This is a genomic window from Lysinibacillus sp. NPDC047702 (assembly GCF_050272555.1).
In the GTDB taxonomy this organism is placed as follows: Bacteria; Bacillota; Bacilli; order Bacillales_A; family Planococcaceae; genus Lysinibacillus.
On sequence record NZ_JBNNMG010000071.1, the window covers coordinates 1 to 13,045 of the forward strand.

9 protein-coding genes and 1 pseudogene are annotated in these 13,045 nt (G+C 36.4%); 3 read left to right on the forward strand and 7 right to left on the reverse strand.

The window, feature by feature from the left end:
* Positions 1 to 230: 230 nt before the first annotated feature.
* The 4 genes and pseudogenes from ACQKIM_RS23490 to ACQKIM_RS23505 form a co-directional block, all read right to left on the reverse strand.
* Positions 231 to 365, reverse strand: a pseudogene (locus ACQKIM_RS23490) (siderophore ABC transporter ATP-binding protein); the annotation flags it as partial.
* A gap of 206 nt (positions 366 to 571) precedes the next feature.
* Positions 572 to 2,308, reverse strand: a complete 1,737-nt coding sequence (locus tag ACQKIM_RS23495; protein ID WP_427548619.1) for an ABC transporter ATP-binding protein — start codon at positions 2,306 to 2,308, stop codon at positions 572 to 574.
* Between the two features lie 3 nt (positions 2,309 to 2,311).
* Positions 2,312 to 4,042 (reverse strand): ABC transporter ATP-binding protein, encoded by a 1,731-nt coding sequence (locus ACQKIM_RS23500; protein WP_427548622.1) that lies wholly within the window; start codon positions 4,040 to 4,042, stop codon positions 2,312 to 2,314.
* Positions 4,043 to 5,190: 1,148 nt separating this feature from the next.
* On the reverse strand, positions 5,191 to 6,162 hold the full coding sequence (locus tag ACQKIM_RS23505; RefSeq protein ID WP_427548624.1) for a helix-turn-helix transcriptional regulator: 972 nt from the start codon (positions 6,160 to 6,162) through the stop codon (positions 5,191 to 5,193).
* Positions 6,163 to 6,272: 110 nt separating this feature from the next.
* Here ACQKIM_RS23505 and ACQKIM_RS23510 point away from each other — a divergent pair, with 110 nt between their 5' ends.
* The 3 genes from ACQKIM_RS23510 to ACQKIM_RS23520 are packed head-to-tail and all read left to right on the forward strand — an operon-like array spanning position 6,273 to position 9,027.
* A complete protein-coding gene (locus ACQKIM_RS23510; RefSeq protein WP_427548626.1) occupies positions 6,273 to 6,875 on the forward strand; it encodes an MptD family putative ECF transporter S component in 603 nt (200 codons plus the stop codon).
* 16 nt (positions 6,876 to 6,891) lie between these two features.
* Positions 6,892 to 7,560, forward strand: a complete 669-nt coding sequence (locus ACQKIM_RS23515; protein WP_427548628.1) for an energy-coupling factor transporter transmembrane component T — start codon at positions 6,892 to 6,894, stop codon at positions 7,558 to 7,560.
* Between the two features lie 12 nt (positions 7,561 to 7,572).
* Positions 7,573 to 9,027, forward strand: a complete 1,455-nt coding sequence (locus ACQKIM_RS23520; RefSeq protein ID WP_427548631.1) for an ABC transporter ATP-binding protein — start codon at positions 7,573 to 7,575, stop codon at positions 9,025 to 9,027.
* A 457-nt stretch (positions 9,028 to 9,484) separates the two neighbouring features.
* On the opposite strand, the gene ACQKIM_RS23525 is transcribed toward ACQKIM_RS23520, so the two are convergent.
* From ACQKIM_RS23525 to ACQKIM_RS23535, 3 genes are all read right to left on the reverse strand, one after another.
* Positions 9,485 to 10,915: a DHA2 family efflux MFS transporter permease subunit gene (locus tag ACQKIM_RS23525; protein WP_427548633.1), complete on the reverse strand. Its 1,431-nt coding sequence runs from the start codon at positions 10,913 to 10,915 to the stop codon at positions 9,485 to 9,487.
* 103 nt (positions 10,916 to 11,018) lie between these two features.
* Positions 11,019 to 11,972, reverse strand: coding sequence for a FecCD family ABC transporter permease (locus ACQKIM_RS23530; RefSeq protein ID WP_427548658.1), 954 nt, complete (start codon positions 11,970 to 11,972; stop codon positions 11,019 to 11,021).
* Positions 11,973 to 12,040: 68 nt separating this feature from the next.
* Positions 12,041 to 13,045, reverse strand: coding sequence for a FecCD family ABC transporter permease (locus ACQKIM_RS23535; RefSeq protein ID WP_427548635.1), 1,005 nt, complete (start codon positions 13,043 to 13,045; stop codon positions 12,041 to 12,043).

Here is a 13,045-nt window from a genome sequence, read left to right on the forward strand (position 1 = left end):
TCGGAACGGAGATCAACCCCTCGTTTTGAAAAAGGGCTATACTATTTAATTTGTCACCTTGATGTCATTGACATAATAGTATTTCAACAACATGTCCTGTAAAATACAGGCGGCAACTTCAACTAGGGTAGCTGTTATAATCTGTGCAAGCAACAGTAAATAATTTAATTTCTATTAGTTTTTATGTCATAGTCATTTTTTTTAGATTCTTTTTTTAAAAAATTTTGTAACTAATAAACAACTATTGGACCATAAGGACCTTCAATAATTTCTATTTTTGTTTTAAAAATATCTGTCAAAATTTTCGAGTCCATAACCTCTTCAACTGTTTCAAAATCTGCAATTTGTCCATCTTTAATAGCACAATAAACTTATACTCGTAGTTGAATGCGATTAAATAATGCCAACCCAAGAATTTGTAAAAGAATATGATTAATTAAAAAAACTATATTCTTCTCTAGCTGATTTAAGTTATGTTTTAGTTATATTCTATCTTCAATCTTTCGGAATCGTCCACGTTTGTTGCAGAACAAATATTGAATATTGCAGAGGTTTTGATCTTCTTTTAAATTTATTGTGCTGTATAAATAGTCCATTCTTTCGCTTGTTGTTGCACGTAGTACATTTCCGCATAGCGATCATTTTTCTGAAGTAATGTTTCGTGTGTACCCTGTTCGATAATTTTGCCATCCTGCATAAATAAAATTTGGTCAGCATGCTGGATTGTATCTAACTTGTGTGCAATTACAATCACTGTTTTCCCTTTTATAAGTTCATTCACAGACTGCTTAATAGCAAGTTCATTATCCGGGTCCAGAGATGCTGTAGCTTCATCCAATAGAATAATTGGAGCATCTTTTAAAAATGCTCGCGCTAATGATATACGTTGTTTTTCTCCACCAGATAAAGTCGAACCACCTTCTCCTACCATCGTGTTGAATCCCTCTTCTAATTTCTCAATAAAAGTATAACAATTTGCTAAGCGACAAGCTTTTTCTACTTCTTTCATCGTTGCATCTGGCTTTGCCATAGTGATATTTTCATAAATAGTTGCATTTAAAATAAAAGGTCTTTGAAACATAATGCTCATTTGCTGTAATAAAGCATCAGGCTTGTAATCTTTAATAGCCTTTCCATCAATTAGAACTTCCCCCTGCTGGTTATCAAAAAAACGAGCAAGTATATGAAGTACCGTACTTTTACCAGAGCCTGAGGGGCCAATTAGAGCTGTTAATGTATTAGGCTGTAACGTAAACGATACATTTTGTAAGACTGGTTGCTTCGCTTCATATTCAAACGACACATTTTTAAATTCGATTAAAGGTTTTTCAAAATCTGTTTGCGTTTTATGATAACTTTGTGTCTGCATCGTATACAATGAGTCAATATGATTTATTGTTACCATAAGTACGCTATATTCCGTATAAAGAATACTAAATGGGCGATACATTGCTGAAACACTAAGAGAAATTAAACAAAACACAATTAAAGTAGCTGGCTCAATCTCCCCACTTAATAATAAATAGGAGCCCACAATAAAAATTGCTGGTGCTATAAAATCAATCATTATAAAAAACAGAAAATTAAAAGGAACTAATTTTACTTCTAAATTTACACTTTCATCTCGATAATGTTTAAAGGCATTATTTAGTCTTCGAAAAGCTGTGCCCGTCTGATTATAGGCACGAAATACACGTATGCCATCGATATATTCCATCACACGAGACAGCACCTCACTTACTGCTTTCTTTTTACGTTCACCACCATCTTTGCCTAACCTTCCTAATAATAGCAGCAACGGGAGAGTCAGTAACACGATGATAAGTTGGATAAAAGCGAGCTTTAAATTAATAAGAAATGAAGCGATAATAATATAGGCTGTAACGACCATCACCTTCATTAGGTCACCTAACAGATGAGTAATTACCCGCTCTACTTGCGTCATACTGACTGTACAAGTATTAATTAATGTCCCTATGCTTTCCTTTGAAAAGAATCCTAAAGGCAATGTTTGTAGATGTCTTGATAGTTGAAGGCGCGCTTCTCTAATAAGTTGAGCTCCTCTTATTTGGAACAAATATTGTGAAAAACCAACCATTATAAAGCGTAAAATATAGCCGCTCAGTAAAATAACTATTGCAACTGACAGTGACTTGGTCGTAAGGCTTTTGTTCACAATATTTAATACAACATAGTAAACTGTACCATATACACTAGCCGTACCAATCGTATCAATAAAGCTTAGTACCAGTGGTAAGTATAAGTGTGATAATTGTCCATTAAATAAACGTTGTAATTTTTGATACATCTATCATCCCTCCTGTACTCTGTTATAAGCGTCGCAAAGTCGAGCGTATAACCCTTGTTGTGCCTGTAATTGTTGGTGCGTACCTTGTTCTACAATACGCCCCTCTTCAAATACATAAATACGTGTAGCACCCTCAATCGTATGAAGGCGATGTGCAATGGTAATGACCATTTTATTTTTCAATAGATGACTGAGAGCGCGCTGAATTTTTCGTTCATTTTCGGCGTCTGCATGTGATGTTGCTTCATCTAAAATAACAATAGGAGCATCTTTCAGTAAAGCGCGTGCAATTGCAAAGCGTTGTTTCTGCCCGCCGCTCACCTTGACACCAGCTTCTCCTAATTTTGTGTTGTAACCATGGGGTAAGCTTAGAATAAAGTCATGAATCTCCGCAGCTCGACATGCTTTCCTTACTTCCTCCATCGTATATTTGCCACCCATCGTAACATTGTGATACATCGTATCGTCTATTAAAAACGTATCTTGGAAAACGAATGCAATATGCTCCATTAAATTTTGAGTATTCATTTCTTGCAACGGAATATCATTTAAAGTAACTACACCTTCATCTACATTATAGAAATGTGCTGCTAACTCTGCGGCAGTGGTCTTCCCTGCACCCGATGGTCCGACAAAGGCAATCATCTCACCACGTTGGATCTCAAATGAAATATTATTTAAGACATATTGTTGATCATATTTGAATGATACACTGTCAAATGTCAATTTCTGTACTTCGTCCCGCATTAACGATTGTCCACCACTAATTTGCGCGGGCTCTTGCCACACCTCTTTTAGACGACCCAGCCCTTCAAACATCATGGTTAACCCACGAGATAGCTCAATTAACTGTTTTAATGAGACTAAAAATGGGATGCTTAAAACTAAAAATAACAAATAAGCACTTGGGGGAATATTTCCTTGTAGCATCATAATGCCACCTATTGGAATGATAAATAGTGGAGCTGAGTCAGTTAGAATAACGAAAATTGAATAAGAAACGGATTGATCACGTGTCATTTTCACCCATGTTTTTTCATAGTCAAAAATTGCATTACGAAGCTTGCTGAATGACGCACCTGTCATATTAAATGCCTTAAATACAGCCATCCCTCTAACATATTCGACAAAAGCGCTATTCATTTCGGTCAAGCTGTTGTGGTAATTTTTCATATTCTGATGGGCGTTACGAAACATGTACATTTGAGTAGCATAGCTTAACACTAAAGGAATTAATAAAAATAAAGCTAGTTTTATATTTACAGTCAACAAATAAACAAAAATTACGATAGGTGCGATAAAACTTGCTGCAATGCCAGGTAACTGATGTGCTAACGTATTTTCCACTTTCTCAATATCTTCATTAATACTTTTTTTTAAATCACCCGATGTTTTTTTAGAGAAATAGCCTAGTGGAAGCCTTCCTATATGGGAGGTTGTTTTGGCTCGGAGATTATACAAAATATTGTATGCTGCAATATGAGAGTAGACACCAGATAAACCTAAGAATAAAAATCGTAGTAAAATTAAACCTGCCGTTAAAAAGGCGAGAAAAATGATTAATTGTTGATCCGGTACTATTTTTAATAATTCTTCTATTATAAAGTAGGCAATTAAGTATGGTGCGTACATCAACACCGTACTTAAAGCACTAAATAGTGAGGCGATAAATAGTTTGCCTCGCTCTCCCTTAGTTTGCTGCCATAGAAATTGACTATTTCTCTGTTCTTTCAATACTGTCCTCTCCTTTACACTTTTCTCCTTTATAACGAATAAACGTCAATGTCACTACTCTAAAAGGCATGAAATCAATCCAAAAAAAAGAACGATATGATTCTTCTGAAGAATCATATCGCCATGTTGTTGAAATACTATTATGTCAATGACATCAAGGTGACAAATCAAAAAGTATAGCCCTTTTTCAAAACGAGGGGTTGATCTCCGTTCCGACTGAGTGCTTTGTTGCTGTCGCTTCGCTTTCGCACAGAGCAAAGAGCTTCCTGGGGGCGTCCGATGAGCCGCTTGGGGCAACAGGAGGTTGGTTACGAAGGCGTTGTCACAGGACGTGACGGTTTTAGCCTTTGTTCCCCTAATTTGCTCGCTACAGAGTCTCATCTGTGACGCTGAATCCCCGAGGAGTCACTCAGTCTACACTCCAATCAACCACTGCTCATAGTATATTTTCTCTGGTATTCCAAACAAATTTAAAGTAATAAATTGAAGTCTTAGCCATCACTTTATTATGCAAAAATGGAGCTTTGATAACATTTTTTTTGCGAAAGCAGAGCAGTACTTTATGTAAAGTTACAAAGTAGTTTTATGCATAAAATATAGGTTAATAGCTGTAGAATTTGTACCAATATTCTATCCATTTAATGATGGTGAGTAACATGCTTTTACTTTACTTTACTTTTCTTTTGAGGGAAGAAAATATTTAAAATTTTACACTATTGCTGATTGGAGTGCAAGGCTACTCGACTCCCGTGGGATAGCGAGACAGACGAGAAACTGAGGCCAACACGATGTTGGTCACGAAGGCGTTGTCACAGAACGTGACGCACTTAGCCTTCGTTCCTCAGCGCAGGAAGCGGCTCGTCGCTCGCCCACTGGAAGCCTTGCTCTGCGCGAAAGCGAAGCGTCAGCGGCAAAGCGAGTAGCCTGGAACGGAAATCACCTTCATTTTGACTAAATATTCACAAAGAGTCCCTTGACTATTTAATTTTTCAACACTATGACGATATGATTCTTCTGAAGAATCATATCGCTTTTTATTACGTAACCAGACAAATTCTATTAATGTCGATAATTTGACCAGTACAACAAGAAAACCTTTGACACTATCTAAAACGATGAAATCTCTGTACGTTTCACTATATTACAAATCATCGAGCGATATATCTCGGACAGTTTTTTCGACGGTAATGCAATGGCGTTTCTCCGTAATGTTTCTTAAATACTGTTGAGAACTTGCTAGGGTTATTATAACCAACATCATAAGCGATATCAGTCACACTTTTGTTTGTTACAATTAGCTCTTGAGCAGCCTGCTCCATGCGCTTACGTTGAATATAACGATATACCGTACAGCCATAAGTTTGTTTAAACTGTTGTTGCAACACCAACTTGGGAATATTAAATTGCTGAGCAAGTAAATTAACTTGTAAAACTTCATCGTAATTTTCATCAATATAATACTTTATCTCATGAATGCGTTGGTCAGGACAAAAAGCTGCCTCTTGCTCCATGTTTATCGTAATAGCGTGTGATAAAAAATCTAATGCCCGCGCCTTCAATATACATTGATTCATTAGGCTTTCGCTATATTGCACCATTAATTGTGATGTAATCGCACGATGTATCGGTAAACTTTCTCTTGTAAAAATACGCTTTTGATGGCGAAAAAAGCGTGTCATCATTTGTTGCAAAGTATTGTTGGCTGTAGCACCTTTTGTAATAGCATTTAAATCAACGTACAACACAATACCATCTGCATGTTCACACACAAAATCATAATAGGGTAACGGCTTTGACCAATCGAAATAAATAAGATGTGAATCGTCACATTGCGTCCATTCATCATTAGGATGATATCGAACCTTAATATGTCCTTTTATAAGAGACGTTATTTCAATCAAATTGGAGCGAGCAAACGGCAGAGATTCCCGCAAGCGATGATGTGTACAATTCTTTAATAAAACTAGCTCAATACCTGATTCTAAAAAATAGCGAGTGATGTTTCCCTCACCACTCTCTGAACAATACTCGTACTGTTCCCCAAGCCAAGTATCTTTTTTTTTCTGAATATAGCGACCAATTAATGTTTCATAACTGCGTGTTAGTATGTCTGTTGACATGTAATGACTTCCTCTCAATCTTAATGGAGTTTTTTAAAATTAATGGAGTGGTTATCAATAATGATAATCGTTATCATTTACTTTATCAATATGAAGAAGGAGTGTCTACAATGAAACAACATTTACAGGCAAAAGATTTTATTACGATTGGGTTGTACAGCATTATTATTTTTATTATTAAATCAATAGTTAATGCAGCTATGGCTCCACTATCAATTGTCGCTATGCCATATATCACTGGTGTTGGAATGTTTTTTAGCAGTTTAGTGTATTTATTAATGGTCATTCGTGTTGGCAAGCAAGGTCCATTACTTTTTATGGGAATTATTTTAGGTTTAATTTATACAATTATGGGTGCACCATTAATGTTGCCACTGTTTACTTTAGCTGGATTGCTCGCTGAACTGACATTAATCATTGGCGACGGTACACAATATCGTAATGTAACTCGACAGGCTATTGCTTATAGTGTTTTTGGTGCAATTTATGGTTTTGGTGGGGTTATTAATATTTATGTATTCGGTAAAGAAAGCTTAGAAAAAATGCAATTTTCTCAAGATACCATTGAACGTATGTTAACGTATGCTTATTCACCACTATGGTTAACAATCAGTATTTGTTTTTCTGTTGTGATGACATTGCTTGGGAGTTATATTGCAAAAAAGATTTTACAAAAGCACTTTGTAAAGGCAGGCTACATTCAATATCAATAAGAAAGGAGTTGGCGAATTGTTCGACGCACGTATTCAATTTATGTTATTGCTACTGTGCGGAAGTTTAGCTGTATTTGTTACAACTACAGGAGCAATGACATTAGCGATTCTAGCTATTGCCTTTGTGCTTTTACAAGGTTATTTTCGACTTACAGCACAGTGGTTTATTTTTTATTTTATTTTCTCAGCATTACTATTACTGTTACATACAGTCAATGGCAATGGCATTTTGAATGCAGCCTTACTCATGCTAGCAATCACTAGCAAAATGTTGCCTACTTTAATTTTTGCTTCCAGCTTAGCAAAAGTGCCAACAGGACGTCTGCTCTCAAGTTTACAAAAAATACATGTACCAAAAAGCATTTTACTTACATTAGCTGTAACACTTCGATTCTTCCCTATTCTGAGAAGTGAATCAAAGTTAATTCAAGAGAATGCATACATTCGCGGTATTTCATTAAGGCAATTAAAAAATTGGTGGAAGCCACTCTTGCTTTTTGAGTACGCTATCGTTCCATTATTAATGCGCACGATTCGATTAGCAGACGACTTAAGCGCAGCTGCCTCGACACGTGGTATAGACGCTCCCTATAAAAAAACAAGCCATCATCATATAGCTTTTCAAACATACGATAGTGTAGCTTGTTTATTTTTCCTTTTATTAATTGGGACATTATGGATATAAGGAGAGAAGATTATGATTTCGTTACAAGACATATCTTTTATAACACCACAAGGTGAACAGCTTCTGAAAGACTTGTCATTGCAAGTTGCAACAGGTGAATGCGTTGTAATTACTGGTCCTTCAGGCTCTGGAAAGACGACACTTGGGCGTATATTAAATGGACTAATACCACATTTTTATGAAGGCAAACTTGTTGGCAAGATTAATATTGCAGGACATGATACTAAAACAACACCTCTATGGCAACTAAGTCAAAATATTGCAAGTGTCTTCCAAGACCCAAAATCACAATTTTTCACTTCTATAACAGAAGATGAACTTGTTTTTGAAATGGAGAATTATGGGGTAGAATCTAAACAAATTAACTCAAGACTTGAACATATATTAAATACTACTGGCTTGCAATTGTTACGCCACCAACCTTTGGATTACCTATCAAGTGGACAAAAACAGCAAGTTGCCATTGCTGCTACTCAATTAATTGAACCTGAATTATTTATTATGGATGAGCCTTCAGCAAATCTTGATTTACACGCCACAGCTGAGCTTGAAAAAACTTTGCTACAATTAAAGGCACAATATAAGACGATGGTTATCATTGAACATCGCCTCCATTATTTAATGAACATTGCAGATCGAATCCTATACATGAAAAATGGTCGCATCGAACAGAGTTTCACGCCTGAAGAGCTTAAAATGCTTTCAAATGAAGTCTTGATATCTTTAGGTTTACGTTCACCTATTTTAGAACATGGACATTTGCACTTAACAAAGTATGATAACAAGCCCTTATTCACAATTGATAAGATAACAATTCAATATAAGAAACATGCTAAGCCAATCTTAAATCACTTTACTTTAGCTTTACCACGAGGACAAGTAACAGCTCTAATTGGTCATAATGGTGCTGGTAAAACAACTTTAGCCAGAAACTTAACAGGCTTAATCAAAGAACGTAGTGGTACAATCAAATTAAATGCTGAAACCTTACCTCCAAATAAACGAATGACAAAAGTATGGTTTGTTATGCAAGATACCGTGTATCAACTATTTACAGATAGCGTATGGCATGAAATTTTATTGACGCATCCTGAAGAAACAGAAAAAGCAGGGAGAATCCTACAGCAATTACAACTTTGGCATTTAAAAGATCGTCATCCTGCTACTTTATCTGGTGGCGAGAAACAGCGGCTTGTACTTGCAGTAGGTCTTATGCAAAATGCAACTCTTTTTATATTAGACGAACCAACGTCTGGACTTGATGGTTTTAATTTAACACGTGTGGCCAATTTAATTACAACTTTAGCTAAAAATGACTGTCATGTACTTGTTATTACGCACGATCCAGAGCTTGTTGCAAGTTGCTGTCATCGAATTGTTCGCTTACATGAGGGTCAAATTGCTGAGGAATATGTCCTTGAATCTATCACCTATACCGATATTATAAAAATGATGCAGCAAATATAAAAATTCCTTTACATATTTTTTTCTTACTTTATTCCCTGTCGACAATGAAAAGAACTGTAGTATTTTAAAAGGGGTCAAGAAAAACCGTAATATTCGGGTGGATGTAAATTACAAAATGTTTAGGTTTATTAGTCAGTGAAGAAAATATGCTAAAATGATAATAAAATACAATGTTATATTTTTTTACAAATAAAATCATGGATGAAAAAACGCTATACAATTACCTATCGAGGTAAAAGTATAGCGTTTAAATTCTTAGCTTTTTTCTTATTACACAATTGATTCAATACTTATTTAACAAAAAAGTCTTCAGCTTGATCTAACATAATATTGGTAACTAGAATGCTTCAGCAGTATTCCAGAGATTACATCATCAGCTTTATGTTATTGCCTTCTTGGAGAGACGTAAGGTTTTTCCAAAGAGGTTCTTATATCACTCTTAATTAATTAGTAAACCCTATTCAACGCGAGAAGATTTGATGAAAAAGGAAATAATTAAACCAACCATAGCTATAATTAGAGTGAATTTAAAGGAGTCCTGTACTCCCACTGTTAATGAAGCTCCAATTGAAGAAAGGTCTGATAGATCAGTCATATTGTTCATATATCTGTTCTGAGATGCAGACATAATCGTAATCGCAACTGCAGTGCCAATTGCTCCAGACATTTGCTGTAATGTATTCATTAAAGCAGTCCCATCTGGGTAAAGATTTTTGGGTAATTGATTTAGTCCATTTGTCTGAGCAGGCATCAAAACCATCGATACACCTATAAATAGAATGGAGTGCATCACAATTACCATACTAACCGGTGTTTCAATGGTTACGTTTGACATGATATATAACATGATAAGCATGATTGCAAATCCAGGTATAACAAGTCTTCTTGGTCCGAATTTGTCAAAGATACGACCTGTAATTGGGGACATTAATCCATTCAGCACACCACCTGGCAACAATACAAGCCCTGCGGTGAATGCAGTCAATGCTAGTCCCGTTTGCAAATATAATGGCAACAAAATCATTGTGGACATTATTACCATAAAGCAAATAAATACGGACAATAAACCTAGAGTAAACATTGGATATTTTAATACACGTAAATCAAGCATCGGTTTATCCATTTTTAATTGTCGCAAAGAAAACAAGGTAAGTGCAGCAAGACCAATTATAATCATCGTGATCACAATCGTGCTTCCCCAGCCATTCTCACCCGCACTGCTAAAGCCATAGACAATCCCGCCAAAACCAATCGAAGATAGAATAATAGATAATATATCAATTTTGGGTTTAGTTATGGTTGATACATTCTGCATATACACTATACCCGATACTAATGCAAGAATTAAAAACGGTAAACAAACCCAGAAAATCCAATGCCAAGTCAGTTTTTCAAGAATTAATCCTGAGATTGAGGGCCCAACTGCGGGTGCAAACATAATGACTAACCCTATTAGTCCCATTGTTGCCCCTCGTTTATTGATGGGAAAAATCAATAAGATCGAATTAAACATCAGAGGCAGCAATAATCCAGTGCCTATAGCCTGAATTACACGTGAAAACATTAATACTCCGAAGCTTGGTGCAAGAGCTGCGACTAGTGTCCCAATAATTGAAAAAATCAATGACACAATAAATAATTGACGTGTACTAAACCATTGAAGTAAGAGACCCGAGACAGGAACTAATATCCCCAAGGTCAATAAATAACCTGTTGTCAACCATTGAACTGTGGAAGAACTAATAGAAAATACCTGTATTAAATCCCCAAGAGCCATGTTTAATGCCGTTTCACCGAACAATCCAATGAAGCCAGCAATTAAGAAAGAAATTAAAATTGGAGTAGTTTTAATCACTTTTGTTTGTTGTGTTTCTACTGTTAATGACATGAATAATCCACCTAAATTTTTATTTTGTTATAAGCTTGTCGTTAGTCTGAGCAGATTAATTTTAATTCCAATTTCTTCTGAGTGGCTTCCTTTTCTCTTTACTCTACTTTCTTTTTTTAAACAGAAGATATACGAAATAAGGAACACCGATAATGGAGATCACAATGCCTACAGGCAGTTCAGCTGGAGCAAAGATCGTCTTTCCGATAAAATCTCCAACTAATACCATAAGCATGCCGATTGCTCCACAGACAGGTATTACATATTTATAATGAATGCCGACTAGCCTTCTTGCTATATGAGGGGCAATTAAGCCAATAAATCCAACGCTTCCTGCTACTGATACACATGCGCTAACTAACCCGACGCAACATAAAAGAAAAATCATTCTTTCCCGGTCTTTATTTAAACCTATTCCTATTGCTGATGACTCATCCAAATTTAATAGGTTAAGTCTGTGCGATTTCCACCAAATGATTGGAGTTAAAATTATTATCCATGGCAGTATCGCTAATATATGAATCCAAGCCGTACTATAAAGGCTGCCTGATAACCACACTGTCGCCATTTCAAAATCTTGGGGGTCCATCTTTAATGAAATATAAAGAGTAATGGCCCCAAAACCTGAACTAAAGGCAATCCCTACTAAAATTAATCTCTGTGGATCAAGCGAACCTTTGTACCGAGCGAAAAGCATCAATAATAATGCCGCCGTCATGCCACCAAGCCAACCAAAAAGCGGCATCGTCATAATTGATAACCAGTTAGCGCCTTTCACCGTTCCTTGAATGAAAAACATGTACAAAATAATCGCCATTCCAGCAGCTGCATGAATCCCAAGAATGCCTGGGTCTGCTAGTTGGTTTCTTGTAACTCCTTGAAGGACAGCACCAGCAATCCCTAACGCAAGTCCTACTAATGCTCCAATCACAATTCGTGGTAACCTAAATTCGAAAATCACTATGTCATACTCGCTGACGGATTGAACACGAAATAACGTTCTAAGAACATCTATCACCGACATATCAAACGTTCCATTCGTTACAGCAACATACATCACAACAATGGAAAGTGCTAAAGTCAATAAGAAAACAAACAAAAATCGATCGCGCTGACTAAGCTTATTCAAATGTTTCCTCCCCCTTTCTTCTTAATTAAATAAAGGAAGAAAGGGACACCAAATAACGCGGTTACTACACCAATCGGCGTCTCGAATGGATAATTCAAAAAGCGGCTGATGATATCAGACCATGCTAAAAACAAAGCTCCAAACACCACTGCGCAAGGAATAATTTTCCTGTAGTCTTGCCCAATCAGAATTCTCGTAATATGAGGGATGATTAAACCGATAAAAGGTATATTCCCAGCTATTGCGACCGATACTCCTGTTAAGATTACCACGCTCAACATAGTCAAAGCTTTAACAACAAAAAGATTGATACCCAATCCTTGAGCGAGTTCTTCCCCAAGTGAAATAGCAGTAATGGAACGAGCTACAGCAAAAGCAAGCAGTAATCCAACAATCGCAAATGGAATCGTCCATTTGATGAGCGTCGGATCCATTTGATGCAACCTTGCGTTATACCAAAAGCTAATATTTTGCGAAACTTGAAAATACGTAGCTAACGCTTGAGAGATCCCATTGAGAAACGTCCCAAGAATCGTCCCTAATATAGCCAAAGTTAGCGGTGTCATTCCGTTAGGTAACATTCTAGCTATTGAAAAAACTAGGGAGGCGCCTAGTGCTGAACCGATTAACGAGTATATAATAAGGGTCATAGAAGATGCACCTGGCAAGAAAATCATACATATTGTAATGACAAACACCGAGCCATCGGCCACGCCCATAATCGAAGGGGAGGCAAGATAATTTCTTGTCATCCCTTGCATTAAAGCTCCTGAAACCGCCATGAAGGCACCAACCAATAGCGCCCCTATCACACGCGGAAGGCGCGATGTTTGAATGATTAAATGATCCATATTCTCTGAATCAAAATGAAAAAGCGCCTGCCACATCATTTCATAACTCATTGATTTCGAACCATAGAAAAGAGATACAACTATTGTCATACTGAAAAGAATGCATAACACGACAATTTGAACAAACTTATGGCTTAATAACGATTTCAT

Coding starts and splice junctions, on each gene's coding strand:
- ACQKIM_RS23520 (WP_427548631.1), top strand. CDS start 7,573: ATGATTTCGTTACAAGACATATCTTTTATAACACCACAAGGTGAACAG.
- ACQKIM_RS23495 (WP_427548619.1), bottom strand. CDS start 2,308: ATGTATCAAAAATTACAACGTTTATTTAATGGACAATTATCACACTTA.
- ACQKIM_RS23525 (WP_427548633.1), bottom strand. CDS start 10,915: ATGTCATTAACAGTAGAAACACAACAAACAAAAGTGATTAAAACTACT.
- ACQKIM_RS23535 (WP_427548635.1), bottom strand. CDS start 13,045: ATGAAATCGTTATTAAGCCATAAGTTTGTTCAAATTGTCGTGTTATGC.
- ACQKIM_RS23530 (WP_427548658.1), bottom strand. CDS start 11,972: ATGTATGTTGCTGTAACGAATGGAACGTTTGATATGTCGGTGATAGAT.
- ACQKIM_RS23505 (WP_427548624.1), bottom strand. CDS start 6,162: ATGTCAACAGACATACTAACACGCAGTTATGAAACATTAATTGGTCGC.
- ACQKIM_RS23510 (WP_427548626.1), top strand. CDS start 6,273: ATGAAACAACATTTACAGGCAAAAGATTTTATTACGATTGGGTTGTAC.